General features: G+C 60.4%; 13 protein-coding genes. 11 read left to right on the forward strand and 2 right to left on the reverse strand.

Going from position 1 to position 15,655, the window contains the following annotated elements:
* Nucleotides 1-48 precede the first annotated feature (48 nt).
* Both glnD and map read right to left on the reverse strand, forming a co-directional pair.
* Nucleotides 49-2,691: a bifunctional uridylyltransferase/uridylyl-removing protein GlnD gene (gene glnD / locus ACNPAA_RS05900; protein WP_103858158.1), complete on the reverse strand. Its 2,643-nt coding sequence runs from the start codon at nucleotides 2,689-2,691 to the stop codon at nucleotides 49-51.
* Nucleotides 2,692-2,755: 64 nt separating this feature from the next.
* Nucleotides 2,756-3,544, reverse strand: coding sequence for a type I methionyl aminopeptidase (map, locus tag ACNPAA_RS05905; protein WP_010673402.1), 789 nt, complete (start codon nucleotides 3,542-3,544; stop codon nucleotides 2,756-2,758).
* A gap of 358 nt (nucleotides 3,545-3,902) precedes the next feature.
* Between map and rpsB the strand changes: the two genes are divergently transcribed.
* The 11 genes from rpsB to lpxD all read left to right on the forward strand — a co-directional run bounded on the left by rpsB (nucleotide 3,903) and on the right by lpxD (nucleotide 15,645).
* A complete protein-coding gene (gene rpsB / locus ACNPAA_RS05910; protein WP_010673403.1) occupies nucleotides 3,903-4,631 on the forward strand; it encodes a 30S ribosomal protein S2 in 729 nt (242 codons plus the stop codon).
* A 104-nt stretch (nucleotides 4,632-4,735) separates the two neighbouring features.
* Nucleotides 4,736-5,617: a translation elongation factor Ts gene (gene tsf, locus ACNPAA_RS05915; RefSeq protein WP_010673404.1), complete on the forward strand. Its 882-nt coding sequence runs from the start codon at nucleotides 4,736-4,738 to the stop codon at nucleotides 5,615-5,617.
* Between the two features lie 71 nt (nucleotides 5,618-5,688).
* Nucleotides 5,689-6,423 (forward strand): UMP kinase, encoded by a 735-nt coding sequence (pyrH, locus tag ACNPAA_RS05920; RefSeq protein ID WP_010673405.1) that lies wholly within the window; start codon nucleotides 5,689-5,691, stop codon nucleotides 6,421-6,423.
* Nucleotides 6,424-6,518: 95 nt separating this feature from the next.
* Nucleotides 6,519-7,076: a ribosome recycling factor gene (gene frr, locus ACNPAA_RS05925; protein WP_010673406.1), complete on the forward strand. Its 558-nt coding sequence runs from the start codon at nucleotides 6,519-6,521 to the stop codon at nucleotides 7,074-7,076.
* Nucleotides 7,077-7,148: 72 nt separating this feature from the next.
* Nucleotides 7,149-7,925 (forward strand): polyprenyl diphosphate synthase, encoded by a 777-nt coding sequence (gene uppS / locus ACNPAA_RS05930; RefSeq protein ID WP_417891644.1) that lies wholly within the window; start codon nucleotides 7,149-7,151, stop codon nucleotides 7,923-7,925.
* Nucleotides 7,926-7,952: 27 nt separating this feature from the next.
* Complete coding sequence (locus ACNPAA_RS05935) at nucleotides 7,953-8,810, forward strand: phosphatidate cytidylyltransferase (protein WP_039039428.1); 858 nt, start codon at nucleotides 7,953-7,955, stop codon at nucleotides 8,808-8,810.
* A 67-nt stretch (nucleotides 8,811-8,877) separates the two neighbouring features.
* Entirely contained in the window at nucleotides 8,878-10,074 is a 1,197-nt protein-coding gene (gene ispC, locus ACNPAA_RS05940) for a 1-deoxy-D-xylulose-5-phosphate reductoisomerase (protein WP_041211293.1), read from the forward strand.
* Nucleotides 10,075-10,150: 76 nt separating this feature from the next.
* Nucleotides 10,151-11,503, forward strand: a complete 1,353-nt coding sequence (gene rseP, locus ACNPAA_RS05945; protein WP_043152308.1) for a sigma E protease regulator RseP — start codon at nucleotides 10,151-10,153, stop codon at nucleotides 11,501-11,503.
* 34 nt (nucleotides 11,504-11,537) lie between these two features.
* Nucleotides 11,538-13,961: an outer membrane protein assembly factor BamA gene (bamA, locus tag ACNPAA_RS05950; protein ID WP_323937351.1), complete on the forward strand. Its 2,424-nt coding sequence runs from the start codon at nucleotides 11,538-11,540 to the stop codon at nucleotides 13,959-13,961.
* 148 nt (nucleotides 13,962-14,109) lie between these two features.
* Nucleotides 14,110-14,622, forward strand: a complete 513-nt coding sequence (locus ACNPAA_RS05955) for an OmpH family outer membrane protein (RefSeq protein ID WP_102948817.1) — start codon at nucleotides 14,110-14,112, stop codon at nucleotides 14,620-14,622.
* Between the two features lie 3 nt (nucleotides 14,623-14,625).
* Nucleotides 14,626-15,645, forward strand: a complete 1,020-nt coding sequence (gene lpxD, locus ACNPAA_RS05960) for a UDP-3-O-(3-hydroxymyristoyl)glucosamine N-acyltransferase (protein ID WP_039039449.1) — start codon at nucleotides 14,626-14,628, stop codon at nucleotides 15,643-15,645.
* Nucleotides 15,646-15,655 lie beyond the last annotated feature (10 nt).

Genomic DNA, 15,655 nt, shown 5'->3' on the forward strand with positions numbered 1-15,655 from the left:
AGGAATCAATGCGTCAAAAAGCCTCTTTCGAGGCTTCATCCGAGCGTGTCAGGCACTCTCACCAACCGGTTCCTGGGGGTTGAGCTGATTGACCAGCCTCTCCTCGAGGGCTTGTTGCTCCTCCGGGTTCAGCGGCTCTCCGGCCAGGGTGGTGAGGCTGAAGAAGTCCTCCACCCGCTCACCGATGGTGGTGATCTTGGCGGCATGGAGGGAGAGGCCGCACTGCTGGAACACGGCACCGATACGGGCCAATAGGCCCGGAGTGTCCAGGGCCGTCAGCTCCAGCAGGGTGTGGCGGTTTTCCCCCTTGTGGGGCAGGAAGACCACCCTGGTCGGCACGCTGAACTGGCGGTGGCGTCTAGACAGGGGCTTGCTGCGCAGGACCAGCTTGCCCGGCTCCTGAAGGGCTTTCTCCAGCGCCTTCTTGATGGTGGCGGTACGGTTGGGGCTGATGGGCTCGCCGTTCGGTTCCAGCACGATGAAGGTGTCGAGCACATAGTCGTTGCGCGAATTCATGATCTGGGCGTCGTGGATGCTGAGGTTCTTCTGATCCAGTGCCGAAGCCACGGTGGCAAAGAGGTTGGGGGTATCGCGGCAATAGATGAACACCTCGCTACCGCCCCGTATGGGATGCTTGCCGATGAGCACCAGGGGGGCCGGGTTGTCACCGTGGGCGATGATCTTGCGGCAGTGCCAGGCGATCTGCTCCGGGCTGTGGCGCAGGAAGTAATCGGCCTTGAAGTCGTTCCAGAGGGCGGTGACCGCCTCCTGTGGCACCTCGCGCTGGGTCAGGATCTGCCTGGCCTGGCGCTGGTTTTCACGGATCTTTAGGCGCATGTCCGGCGGGTTTTCCAACCCCTGGCGCAGGGCCTTTTGGGTGGCGAAGTAGAGTTCGCGCAGCAGGGTGCCCTTCCAGTCGTTCCACAGACTGTCGTTGGTGGCACAGATGTCGGCCACGGTCAGGCAATAGAGCAGGTCGAGGTGCAATTCATCCCGCACCTTCTGGGCGAAGTCGGTGACCACGTCCGGGTCGTAGATGTCGCGGCGCTGGGCGGTGACCGACATCAGCAGATGGTGGCGCACCAGCCAGGCGACCAGTCGGCTCTCGTAGCGATCCAGCCCGTGCAACTGGCAAAATTCCAGCGCATCCACGGCCCCGAGTTCGGAATGATCGCCACGCCTGCCCTTGGCGATGTCGTGGAAGAGGGCGGCGATGCTGAGCAGCTCGGGCTTGCGCAACTGGGTGAACACCTCGTGGCAGAGCGGGTGAGTCTGGCGGTTGGCTGGATTCGGGAAGCGATGGATGTTCTGCAGCAGCCGATGGGTGTGCTCGTCCACCGTGTAGGCGTGGAACATGTCGAACTGCATCTGGCCGACGATGAGGTTCCACTGGGGCAGGTAGGCCGCGAGGATCCCGTACTTGTGCATCAGGGTGAGCGGCTGGCCGATGCCGTTGGGGTGGCGCAGGAGCGCCATGAAGAGACGGCGGCACTCGGGTAGATCTTGCAGCCAGCAGTTGAGGGTGCGTCTGGCCTCGCGCAACTGGCGCAAGGTGGCGGAGTGGATGCCGGCAATCTCCGGGTGCTGGGCTATCTGGTAGAAGAGTCGCAGGATGGCGGCAGGATCCCGGCCGAACAGCTCGGAGTCCACCGCATCGATGAGGCGGCCGCGCAGCTGGAATTCGTCGCTGATGCGGCGCACGTCCATGGCGGTGTTGCCGAGAATGGCCTCGTCAAAGAGTTGCAGCAGCATCTCGTTGAGTTCGGCCACCCGTCGCACAGTCTGGTAGAAGCGCTTCATCATCTGCTCGACCGGGCCGTTGCCCTCGCCCTCGAACCCCAGCATCTGGGCCACGGTGCGCTGGCGGTCGAACAAGAGACGGTTGTCCCCCTTGTTGATGGCCATGTGCAGGGCGAAGCGCACCTTCCACAGGAAATTCTGACAGTCGAGCAATTCCCGGTACTCGGCCCGGTTGAGAAAACCGTGGCTGGTCATCTCGAACAGGGTGGTGGCGCCGAAGTGGCGGCGGGCGACCCAGGCCAGGGTCTGGATGTCGCGAAGGCCCCCGGGATTGTTCTTGAGATCCGGCTCCAGCTTGTAGGCGGTACCGAGAAACTGCTGGTGGCGCAGGGCCTGCTCTTCGCGTTTGGCACGAAAGAAGGCTTCGCTCGGCCAGAAGTGCTGGGGCTGGGTGGCCGCCTGCAACTGCTCGAATCCCGCCAGGCGACCCGTGATGTAACGGGCCTCGATGAGGTTGGTGGCAACCGTGATGTCGTTGCGACCCTGCTCGATGCACTCGGCCACGTTGCGCACCGACTGCCCCACTTCCAGCTTGAGATCCCACAAGAGGGTGATGAACTCGCCGATGCGCAGCCCCAGCACCTCGTCCAGCTCGTCCCCTTCATAGAGGATAAGCAGATCGATGTCGGAGTGGGGGTGCAGCTCGCCGCGGCCATAGCCCCCCACCGCGATCAGGGTGAGCTCGGTCCTGTCGAAGCCGAACTTGTGCCAGAGCCTGGTCAGCAGCGCGTCCATGTATTCGGAGCGGGTGGCCACCAGTTCGATGATGTTGTCACCGGCGTCGAAGCGCTCGTGCAGCCAGGCGAGAAAGCGGCTCAGGTACTCCTTGCAGTTGTCACGGGTGAGCTGATCGTCTGGGAGCAGATGGGGAGAAAGCAGGCTGGCATCCATGGCATGTCACACTCTCGGTCGGGCCGGGTAAAGAGCAACCCCGGCGCGCGGCCGGGGTTGAATGTCAAACGTGGCGGATAAAACGCTCGATAGTGTCGTCGGGGCGCAGGGTCAGGACCTCGCAGCCATCCTCGGTCACCAGCAGGGTGTGCTCCCACTGGGCGGAGTCGCCGCCGTCTTTGGTGGTCACGGTCCAGCCATCCTTCGGATTGACCTTGCAGTGGTACTTCTTGCTGTTGACCATGGGCTCGATGGTGAAGCACATGCCCGCTTTCAGCTCCAGCTTGCCGCCGTTGCGGTAGTGCAGGATCTGCGGCTCTTCGTGGAACTCGGCACCGATGCCATGGCCGCAGTAGTCGCGTACCACGGAGAAGCCGGCCTGCTCGACGATGGGCTGGATGACGGCGCCGATCTCGGTGATGCACATGCCCGGGCGCACCCGTTTGATGGCGGCATAGAGGCTATCCTGGGCCACCTTGCAGAGCTGGCGACGCAGGGGGGTGGTCTGGCCCACGATGAACATGGCGGAGGTATCGCCGTGATAACCATCCTTGATGACGGTGATATCCAGATTGATGATGTCCCCTTCCCGCAGCTTCTTGTGGTTCGGGATGCCATGGCAGATGACATCGTTCACTGAAGTACAGATGGACTTGGGGAAGCCGTGGTAATTGAGCGGCGCGGGGATGGCCTGTTGCACGTCGACGATGTAATCGTGGCAGAGGGTATTCAGTTCGTCTGTGGTGACGCCCGCCTTGACGTGGGGGGCGATCATGACCAGCACGTCGGCGGCCAGCTGGCCGGCGACACGCATTTTTTCAATCTCTTCCGGTGTCTTGATTTTAATGGACATGGGATCTCTCTTGGGGCCTGATTGCGCATCCTGCCGATGCCCAACAACCAGGTAATGAAAAATAGATGCGTTTGCAATCAGGGCGAAATTTTATCCCCAACCCCCGTTTACTTCCAGTGTGATCGTCATCGCAACGTCATCAGGCGGTCGCACCATGATCCGGGATCCATTTTTAGCACCCGGGCTGGTGGTGTCATGACCAAAGTTATGGTATAAAGCGCGCCGGAATGGGGAACTCGTGTCCTCATGCCATCACCCTTACTCAACAACACACACACATCGACACATATGCCGGGGTGCCTTAACGGGTCGGTTATATGGGATGCGTGGAGGCCTAACCCCAATACAGAGGTATAAAATGGCTAAAGTTTCTATGCGCGACATGCTGCAAGCCGGCGTTCACTTCGGTCACCAGACTCGTTACTGGAACCCGAAAATGAAGTCCTACATCTTCGGCGCCCGCAGCAAAGTTCACATCATCAACCTGGAAAAAACCGTTCCGATGTTTGACGATGCCATGAACTTCATCAGCTCCGTAGCTGCCAAGAAAGGCAAGGTACTGTTCGTAGGTACCAAGCGTGCCGCGTCTGAAGCCGTCAAAGAAGCCGCTGAGCGTTGCGACCAGTTCTATGTTAACCACCGCTGGCTGGGCGGCATGCTGACCAACTGGAAAACCGTTCGTCAGTCCATCAAGCGCCTGAAAGATCTGGAAACCCAGAGCGAAGACGGTACCTTCGACAAGCTGACCAAGAAAGAGGCGCTGATGCGTACTCGCGAAATGGAAAAGCTGGAGAAGAGCCTGGGTGGTATCAAGAACATGGGCGGCCTGCCTGACGTTCTGTTCGTTGTCGATGCCGACCACGAGCACATCGCTATCAAAGAAGCCAACAACCTGGGTATCCCGGTAGTTTCCATCGTTGATACCAACTCCAACCCGGACGGCGTTGACTATGTCATCCCGGGTAACGACGACGCTATCCGTGCCGTACAGCTGTACCTGAACGCTGCTGCTGACACCGTTCTGGAAGCCCGTGAGCAGGACATCGTTGTTCAAGCCGAACAAGATGGCTTCGTTGAAGCTGAGTAATTGATAAGGACTGAAAAGCCCTTATTAACCAAGCTGATGTAATTGGTTAGCAGGGGCCCTTGTGGCCCCTGTTTCTTGTCAATTCAAGACCGAGGATACTGGACATGGCAAACATTTCTGCCGCCCTGGTAAAAGAACTGCGCGAGCGCACCGCCGCTGGCATGATGGATTGCAAAAAAGCGCTGGAAGAAGCCAACGGTGATATCGAGCTGGCTATCGAGAACATGCGTAAATCCGGTCAGGCCAAGGCCGCCAAGAAAGCTGGCCGTATCGCCGCTGAAGGTGTGATCTTCGCCCGTACCGAAGGCAACGTTGCCGTCATGATCGAGCTGAACTGCGAGACTGACTTCGTTTCCAAGGATGCCGGTTTCCTGGCCATGGGTCAGAAGATCGTCGAGATCGCTGCTACCCAGAAAATCGCTGACGTTGACGCGCTGAAAGCCGCCGACTTCGGCAACGGCGAGTCCGTCGAGCTGACCATCACCAACCTGATCGCTAAGATCGGTGAGAACATGAACCTGCGTCGCGTGATGCTGGTTGAAGGTGACAACCTGGGCACCTACGTTCACGGCTCCCGCATCGGTGTTATCACCAAGCTGGTTGGCGGTACCGACGAGCTGGCCAAAGATCTGGCCATGCACGTTGCTGCCAACAGCCCGCAATTCGTCAAACCGGAAGACGTGTCTGCCGAAGTCGTTGCCAAAGAGCGCGAAATCCAGATCGACATCGCCATCAACTCCGGCAAGCCGAAAGAGATCGCCGAGAAGATGGTTGAAGGCCGCATGAAGAAGTTCACCGGTGAGGTTTCCCTGACTGGTCAACCGTTCGTGAAAGATCCTTCCATGACCGTTGCCGAGCTGCTGAAGAAAGAAGGCGCTGACGTTGTTTCCTTCACCCGTTTCGAAGTGGGCGAAGGCATCGAGAAGCAAGAGACCGACTTCGCTGCTGAAGTAGCAGCCCAGATCGCGGCCGCTCAGAAGGCCTAATCGAACCGGTTTTTCCGTTTCCCCAGACCGCGACTTATGTCGCGGTCTTTATATGACCAGGAATCAGTGACATGAGTACCAATCCCAAGCCTGCATACAGACGTGTTCTTCTGAAGTTGAGTGGTGAAGCCCTGCAAGGATCCGAGGGTTTCGGCATTGATCCGGCGGTGCTGGAACGGATGGCCCAAGAGATCAAAGAGCTGGTTGAGCTGGGTGTTCAGGTCGGTCTGGTCATCGGTGGCGGCAACCTGTTCCGTGGTGCCGGCCTTGCCAAGGCAGGCATGAATCGCGTGGTGGGTGACCACATGGGCATGCTGGCGACCGTCATGAACGGCCTGGCCATGCGTGATGCCCTGCATCGTGCTTATGTGAATGCCCGCCTGATGTCGGCCATCTCCCTGCAAGGGGTCTGCGACTCCTACAGCTGGGCCGAAGCCATCAGCCAGCTGCGTGCCGGCAAGGTGGTGATCTTCTCTGCCGGTACCGGCAACCCCTTCTTTACCACCGACTCGGCAGCCTGCCTGCGCGGTATCGAGATCGAAGCCGACGTCGTGCTGAAAGCCACCAAGGTCGATGGCGTGTTCACCGATGACCCGGTCAAGAACCCGGATGCCGTGCTCTATCAGGAACTGAGTTATGATGAAGTTCTTGAAAAAGAACTCAAAGTGATGGATCTTGCTGCTTTTACCCTGGCCCGCGACCACGATCTGCCGATCCGGGTGTTCAACATGAACAAACCGGGCGCGCTGCGCCGCGTGATCATGGGTGAGCCGGAAGGTACCCTGATCCACCAGGCCAGCAAGTAAGGCAAGTGTGAGCCCCAGGCTCGCTTGTCCATTACGCCAGTCAACAAGATAGATACGAGCCGCCCGTCGGCTCGTTCGCCAAAAGGAAAACCACTGTGATCAACGAGATTAAAAACGACGCCAAGGACCGCATGGGCAAAAGCGTAGAGTCGCTGAAGACCCAGATGTCCAAGATCCGTACCGGCCGTGCTCACCCGAGCCTGCTCGACGGCATCCAGGTGGAGTATTACGGTGCTGCCACTCCTCTGAAGCAGTTGGCCAACGTGGTGGCAGAAGATGCCCGTACTCTCTCCATCTCCATCTTCGATCGCTCCATGATCCAGGCGGTGGAAAAAGCCATCCTGACCTCCGATCTGGGCCTGAACCCGTCCAGCAACGGCCAGACTCTGCGCGTGCCGCTGCCGCCGCTGACCGAAGAGCGTCGCCGTGATCTGACCAAGATCGTCCGTGCCGAAGCCGAAGGTGCCCGGGTTGCCATTCGCAACATCCGTCGCGATGCCAACGCCGACCTGAAAGCCCTGCTGAAAGAGAAAGAGATCTCCGAAGACGACGACCGTCGCGCCCAGGAAGAGATCCAGAAGCTGACCGATACCTTCATCAAGCTGGTGGATGACGCCCTGGTTGTGAAGGAAAAGGAGCTAATGGAAATCTAAGCCTCCGACAGGTATATTACGAGCGCCGTGTAGTGCCCCTGCACGGCGCTTTTGTCTTTGTGGGAGAAATGAATGTCGCTTTTGGCAGCGCTAGGCGATAGCGCCAGCTCGTCCTTGCCCCGTCACGTCGCCATCATCATGGATGGCAATGGTCGCTGGGCCCAGAACCGCGGCAAGATGCGGGTTTCCGGGCACAAGGCGGGCGTGAAATCCGTGCGTGAGGCCGTGGCCTTTGCCGCCCGTGCCAAGATGGAGGCGCTGACCCTGTTTGCGTTTTCCAGCGAGAACTGGCGCCGTCCGGAAGGGGAAGTCAACGCCCTGATGGAATTGTTCATGACGGTGCTGGGTCGCGAGGTGAGCAAGTTGCACAGCAACGGCATTCGCCTTCGGGTGATTGGCGACACTGCCCGCTTCAGCGAGCGGCTGCAGGCCAAAATCGCCAAGGCCGAGGCCCTGACCGCCAACAATCAGGGATTGACCCTCAATATCGCCGCCAATTATGGCGGTCAGTGGGACATCGCCCAGGCGGCCCGGACCCTGGCAAGCGCCGTGGCGGTGGGTGAACTGGATGCCGAGGCGGTCGATGAGGCGGCATTGGGTCGTCATGTCTGCATGGCTGATCTTCCCCCCGTGGATCTGCTGATCCGCACCGGCGGGGATCATCGCATCAGCAACTTTGTCCTTTGGCAGCTCGCCTATGCCGAACTCTATTTTACCCCGGTCCTGTGGCCCGATTTTGACGAGGCCGAGTTCAGTGGGGCAGTTGCCTCCTTCGTTGCTCGCGAGCGTCGCTTCGGGTGTACGGGTGAACAGATCCGGGAATTGATCGCCGCGCAACAGACCGGCTAAACCCCGCTCCCAAGAGAGAGGTTTCTTTTGCTAAAACAACGAATTATTACCGCATTACTGTTAGTACCCCTGGTGTTGGGGGCGCTGTTTTTTCTGCCGTTGAAATTCTTTGCCCTGCTCGCCGCCCTGGTCTTTCTGCTGGCCAGCCGTGAGTGGAGTGCCTTCGTCACTGCCCAGCCGCAACAGTGGTTGCCGCTGGTGTTCTGTCTGCTGCTGGGGGCCAGCCTGTTCTGGGTGCCCGTGGAGCAACTCTGGATCCCCCAACTGCATCCGCTGGTGATGGGCGTGCTCTGGACTGCCGTCAGCTGGTGGCTGCTGGGGCTGCTGCTGGTGCTGCGCTACCCGCAAAGCGCCAGGCTGTGGCGTGAATCCATCTGGCTCAAATCCCTGTTCGGTCTGGTGACCCTGGTTCCCTTCTTCTGGTCCCTGGTGGCCATTCGCGGCTACAACTTCTACCACGACCCCATGATGGGGGCCTGGATCCTGCTGTTCGTGATGGGACTGGTCTGGGCGGCAGATTCTGGCGCGTATTTTTTCGGCAAGGCGTTCGGCAAACACAAGCTGGCGCCGGCCGTGAGCCCGGGTAAAACCATCGAAGGCATGCTGGGCGGCCTCTTTACCGCCAGCCTGCTGGCCATCGGCGTGACCTGGTTCATGGGCTTCGTGCCTGCCAAGATGGGCACCGTGCTGCTCTGTTCCCTGCTGGCGGTGCTGGCCTCCGTGCTCGGCGATCTGGCCGAGAGCATGTTCAAGCGGGAAGCCGGCATCAAGGATTCCGGCACCCTGTTGCCGGGCCATGGGGGCATTCTCGATCGCATCGATAGCCTGACGGCGGCGCTGCCCGTCTTCCTGCTCAGCTACCTGTTGCTCGGTCCGGAGTTTTGATGTTTCGCGCACTGATGATCCCGGGAGCGTCCCGCTCCATCAGTCTGTTACCCAATCAGGAGTCTTGATGCAAAACCTGGTGATCCTGGGAGCGTCAGGCTCCATCGGTCAGAGCACCCTCAAGGTACTGCGCCACAACCCCGGGCGCTGGCAGGTGCTGGCGCTGACCGCTGCCCGCAGCGTGGATGCCATGCTGCGCGACTGTCTCGAATTCTCCCCCCGGTTCGCCGTCATGGTGGACGAAGGCGCCGCCAGCGATCTGGCGGGTCGGCTCAAGGCACACGGCAGCACCACCCGGGTGTTGTCCGGTCAGGCAGCCCTGTGCGACGTGGCTGCTCACCCCGATGCCCACAGCGTGATGGCGGCCATTGTCGGTGCGGCGGGTCTGGCACCCACCATGGCTGCCGTGCGCGCTGGCAAGCGCATTCTGCTGGCCAACAAGGAGGCGCTGGTGATGTCCGGAGCCTTCTTCATGGAGGCGGTGCGAGAGCACGGCGCCGAGCTGCTGCCCATCGACAGCGAACACAACGCCATCTTCCAGTGCCTGCCGGTCGACGTGCAGCGCCAGCCCGGTTTCTGCGATCTGGCCGGGGCGGGGATCAGCAAGATCCTGCTGACCGGCTCCGGCGGACCTTTCCGCTATGCCGATGTGGGTGAATTGCACCATGTCACCCCGGCGCAAGCCATTGCCCATCCCAACTGGTCCATGGGGGCCAAGATCTCGGTGGACTCCGCCACCATGATGAACAAGGGGCTGGAGTACATCGAGGCGCGCTGGCTGTTCAATGCGGCCCCCGAGCAGATCCAGGTGGTGATCCACCCCCAGTCCGTCATTCACTCCATGGTGCAGTACAAGGATGGCTCCGTGCTGGCCCAGCTCGGCAACCCGGACATGTGCACCCCCATTGCCCACGCTCTGGCCTATCCGGAACGGATCGAGTCCGGTGTGGAACCTTTGGATTTCTTCAGTGTCGGAGAGTTCAGCTTTATCCGGCCCGACTATGAGCGCTATCCCTGTCTGGCGCTGGCCATGAGCGCGTGCCAGCAGGGGCAGGGGGCGACCACCTCCCTCAATGCCGCCAACGAGGAGGCCGTCGCGGCTTTTCTTGCAGAGCGGATCGGATTTATGGATATTGCCAGAGTCAACGAATCCGTCATGGCCGAGCTGGGCAGCAGTGCTGCCGGCTCTCTGGCGGATCTCATCGCCCTGGACGGTACGGCCCGAGCCCGTGCCCAGCAACTGATAAAGGAGCTTGCCGTATGAACGGACTGTGGTGGCAGCCAGCCCCTCTCCATGCTCTCGAGCGCAGGACTGGACATGACCGCGAGGTACGCGGCTGATGGGCGGGGTTCTGTGGAATATCGGCGCCTTCATCGTGGCCCTCGGGCTGCTGGTGGCGGTGCATGAATTTGGCCACTTCTGGGTGGCTCGTCGTTGCGGCGTCAAGGTGGAGCGCTTCTCCATCGGCTTTGGCAAGGCCATCTGGCGTCGCCTTGGCAAGGATGGCACCGAATACGTGCTGGCCCTGATCCCCCTTGGCGGTTACGTCAAGATGCTGGATGGCCGGGTCGACGAACTCAAGCCGGGGGAGGAGGCGCAGGCCTTCAACCACAAGAGCGTCTGGGCCCGGATGGCCATCGTCGCGGCCGGCCCCATGGCGAACTTCGTGTTCGCCCTGTTCGCCTTCTGGCTGATGTTCATGATAGGGGTGCCGAGCGTCAAACCCGTGGTGGGCGAGGTGCGTCCCGCCTCCATCGTGGCAGAGGCCGGCATCCTGCCAGGCATGGAGATCGTCGGCGTCGGCGGCGAGGAGACCGGTGACTGGGAGAGCGTCACCTACGCCCTCATCAGCCACCTTGGCGATGACTCGGTCCAGCTCAAGCTCAAGGCGGCCAACACCAGCTATGCAGTGGACAAGACCCTGCAGCTGGCAGGTTGGAAATTCGATCCGGACAAAGAGTCACCCATCGGGAGCCTCGGGATAGTGCCCCTCGGTGGCAAGGTGCTGCCCGTGGTGGAGGCCGTGGTGCCATCGAGCGCCAGCGAGAAGGCCGGCCTTCAGATAGGGGATCGCATCAAGGGGGTCGATGGAGAGGCCATCACCGAATGGACCCAGTTTGTCGAGCGTGTCCAGCAGTCACCGGCGCAGCCGCTGCAGGTGACGGTGGAGCGCGGGGGCAGCGAGATGACCCTGACCCTGACCCCGGACGGGAAGAAAGTGAAGGGCCAGCTGGTCGGTTTTGTGGGCTTGTCGCCGCAACTGGTTCCATTACCGGATGAGTATCGAACTCTGTTACAGTATGGGCCTTTGCAAGCCCTGTGGCATGGGGTCCAGAAGACCTGGAGCCTGATCACCCTGACCTTCGACATGATAGGCAAGCTGATCGGTGGCATCGTCTCTTTGGACAACCTGAGCGGCCCCATCTCCATCGCCAAGGGGGCCGGCAGCAGCGCCGATTACGGGTTGGTCTATTTCCTCGGATTCCTGGCGCTCATCAGCGTCAACCTGGGGATCATCAACCTGTTCCCCCTGCCGGTGCTCGATGGTGGCCATCTGGTCTATTTCCTCATCGAGGCGATCACCGGCAAGCCGGTATCGGAAAAAATTCAGGAAGTTGGGTTCAGGATAGGCGCCGCCATTCTGATGTTACTGATGGGCATTGCGCTGTTTAATGATTTCGCTCGCCTCTGAGGCCAGAGCATCAACAAGGACACATAAGAACAAAATGGCTGTTAAAAAAGCATTGGTGTTGAGTTGCCTGCTGGGGGCCAGCTTCCTGGCTCAGGCTGCCCCGGCCTCTTTTGTGGTGCAAGACATTCAGGTCGAGGGCCTGCAGCGGGTGACCCTGGGTGCCGCCCTGTTGAATCTGCCGGTGCGGGTCGGTGATTCCGTCGACTCCGTGTCCCTGGCGAACGCCATCAAGAAGCTCTATGCCTCCGGCAACTTCGAGGATGTCAAGGTCTATCGCGACGGTCAGGTGCTGCAAGTGGTGGTCAAGGAGCGCCCGACCATCTCCAGCATCGAGTTCTCCGGCAACAAGGACATCAAGGAAGAGCAACTGACCCAGAGCCTGGAATCCTCCGGGATCCGCGTGGGTGATCCGCTGGATCGCACCGTGCTGAGCTCCCTCGAGAAAGGGCTGGAAGATTTCTACTACGGTGTGGGCAAGTACTCCGCCAAGGTCAAGGCCATCGTCACCCCGCTGCCGCGCAACCGGGTCGACCTCAAGTTCACCTTCGTGGAAGGGGAAGCGGCCAAGATCCAGCAGATCAACATCGTCGGCAACAACGTCTTCCCGGAAGAGAAGCTGCTGGCCCAGCTCTCCCTCAAGGACGACGTGCCCTGGTGGAACTTCACCGGCGATCAGCGCTACCAGAAGCAGAAGCTGGCCGGTGACATCGAAGTGCTGCGCTCCTACTACATGGACCGCGGCTACATCCGCTTCACCCAGGAGTCCACCCAGGTCTCCATGACCCCGGACAAGAAGGGCGTTTACGTCACCCTCAACGTCAAGGAAGGGGAGCAGTACAAGGTTTCCGGCATCCAGCTCAAGGGCGACCTCATCGACCGCGGCGGCGAAATGAAGGGCCTCATCCCCATCGAGGCGGGCAGCGTCTACTCCGCCAGCCAGGTAACCCATACCGAAGAGGTGCTCTCCAAGTTCCTCGGCCGTTACGGCTACGCCTATCCGAAAGTGGTTACCTTCCCCCAGATCAACGATCAGACCAAGGAAGTGGAGCTCATCGTCAACGTGGAGCCGGGTCCCCGGGTCTATGTGCGCAACATCAACTTCAGCGGCAACGTCACCACCAAGGACGAAGTGCTGCGTCGCGAGATGCGCCAGATGGAGGGCACCTGGCTCTCCTCCGACAACGTCGAGCAGTCCAAGACCCGTCTCAACCGCCTCGGCTTCTTCGAGACCGCGGAAGTGGACACCAAGCGGGTGCCGGGCAGCGATGACCAGGTCGATCTGGACTTCAAGGTCAAGGAGCAGCCGGCCGGTTCCATCAACGCCGGTGTGGGCTACGGTACCGAATCTGGTCTGAGTCTGCAGGCAGGCCTGCAGCAGGACAACTTCATGGGGACCGGCAAGAAGATCGGCATCTCCGCCAGTACCAACAAGTACTCCAAGAGCGTCGACCTCAGCTACAACGATCCCTACTTCACCGTGGACGGGGTCAGCCTGGGCGGTCGTCTCTACTACAACCAGTTCAGTGCGGCCGACGCCAACATCGTGGACTACGAGAACACTACCATCGGCTTCCGCCTCTCCAGTGGTTTCCCGGTCAACGAGAACAACCGTCTCGACTTCAGCCTCGGGGTCGAAAACAACAAACTGTCCCAGCCCAACCCCTATCTGCAGGTGGATGAGTTCTGGAAGGTGTACAGCGAGAACAAGGATGGCGACAACCGCATGGTGTTCAACACCGTCGACGTCACCGCCGGCTGGACCCGTTCCACCCTCAACAAGGGCCAGTTCCCGACCGCCGGTGACCGTCAGCGGGTCAACGCCAAGGTGACCGTGCCGGGCATGGATCTGCAGTACTTCAAGCTCAACGCCGAAGACGCGCACTACTTCCCGTTCGATGCGGATCACAAGTGGGTGCTGATGGCCAAGGCGCGTGCCTCCTACGGCAACGGCTACGGCAGCAACGGCAGCTATGACCACGTCTTGCCGTTCTTCGAGAACTACTTCGCCGGTGGTTTTGATACCCTGCGCGGCTTCAAGAGCAATACCGTGGGTCCGAAGGCGCTCTACTACTACAACCTGAGCGGCAACGACGTCATCCAGGGCACCGACAGCTCGGTGGGCGGCAACGCCCTGGCGGTCGCCTCCCTCGAGATGATAGTGCCGACGCCGTTTGCCTCCGAGACCTATCAGCCGCAACTGCGGACCAGCTTCTTCATCGATGCCGGCTCCGTGTGGGATACCACCTTCGACTATGACCAGTACCGCAACCGTTGCTTCAGCGGCTGCAACTATCTGGCCGACTATTCGGATCCGACCAACTACCGCGCCTCGGCCGGTCTATCGCTGCAGTGGCTCTCCCCGATGGGCCCGCTGGTGTTCGCGATTGCCCGTCCGCTCAAGCAGTACGAGGGCGACCGGACCGAGTTCTTCTCATTCAACATCGGCCGTACCTTCTAAGGACGGACTCTGCCCCCACCCTGCGGTGGGGGTATTCAATGATGGGACGCGCAGCTTGCGTGCCTCACCAGGTAACAAGTCGGTCCGGGTACCACTTGCATAATCAGGTAAATCAGGTAGCCCTCACATGAGGGACCAAGGAGTAAGTGTGAATAAAGTGTTGAAAGTAGCTGGTTTGAGCTTTGCACTGATGGCTGCCGGCATGGGTTCTGCCTTCGCTGAGACCAAGATTGCCGTGGTCGACATGGGCGAAGTCTTCCAAAAGCTGCCCCAGCGTGAAGCCGTTGCCAAGAAGCTGAAGGGCGAGTTCGAGCCGCGCATGCGTGAACTGCAGAAGCTGGAGTCCGACGGTCAGGCACTGGTCGAGAAGTTCAAGAAGGACGAAGCCTTCATGAGCGCCGAACAGAAGAAGCAGAGCCAGGAGAAGCTGGCCAAGCTGCAGATGGAATTCAACCAGAAGCGTCAGGCGTTTGAACAGGACAACGGTCGCCGTCAGTCCGAAGAGCGCAACAAGATCCTGACCAAGGTGCAGGCTGCCATCGACGCCATCGCCAAGAGCAATGGCTACGATCTGGTGCTGGAGCGCAACGCCGCCCCGTATGCAGCCAGCAAGCTGGACATCTCCGGCCAGGTTATTTCTCAGGTTAGCAAGAGCAACTAATTGATGGCATTCACTCTCGCACAGCTGGCCCAGCAACTGGGGGCCGAGGTCCATGGGGATGGGACCCGGGAAATTCGCAAGGTCGCGACACTGGAAAAAGCCGGGGAGGGGGAGATAGCCTTCCTGTCCAACAAGAAGTACCGGCATTTTCTGGAGCAGAGCAAGGCCACTGCCGTGCTCATCACCGAGGCAGACCTGCCGTTTTGCCCCACCAACGCCCTGGTGCTCAAAGACCCCTATGTGGGCTTTGCCCGGGTTGCCCAACTGCTGGACACCACCCCGCAGCCGGCCATGGATATCCATCCGAGCGCCGTCATCGCGGCGGACGTGCAACTGGGCGAGAGAGTGGCCATCGGTGCCAATGCGGTGATCGAATCCGGCGTCGTGCTGGGTGACGATGTGCGCATCGGCCCGGGCTGTTTCGTTGGCAAGGATACCCGACTGGGAGCGCGCTCCCGGTTGTGGGCCAACGTCACCCTCTATCACAACGTGACCCTGGGCACGGACTGTCTGGTACAGGCCGGCACCGTGATCGGGGCAGACGGTTTCGGTTATGCCAACGAGCGCGGCGAGTGGATCAAGATCCCCCAGCTCGGCGGCGTGACCATCGGCAACCGGGTCGAGATCGGTGCCTGCACCACCATCGACCGCGGTGCGCTGGAAGATACCCGCATCGCTGACAACGTCATCATCGACAACCAGTGCCAGATCGCCCACAACGTCGAGATCGGCTACGGCACTGCCGTGGCGGGCTCCACCGTGATGGCCGGTAGTCTCAAGGTCGGCAAATACTGTATCATTGGTGGTGCCTCCGTCTTTAACGGGCACATGGAGATCTGCGACCAGGCCACCGTCACCGGCATGGCCATGGTGATGCGTCCCATCACCGAGCCCGGTATCTACTCTTCCGGCATCCCCCTGCAAACCAATAAAGAGTGGCGCAAGACCGCCGCCCGGGTGATGCGTATCGAAGAGATGCACAAGCGGTTGAGCAAGCTTGAGAAAAAGCTGGATCAAGAATAATCACGATTGG

The sequence above is a fragment of the Aeromonas sp. PS2Canimalfood6 genome (genome assembly GCF_048276795.1).
Lineage (GTDB): Bacteria > Pseudomonadota > Gammaproteobacteria > Enterobacterales > Aeromonadaceae > Aeromonas > Aeromonas caviae.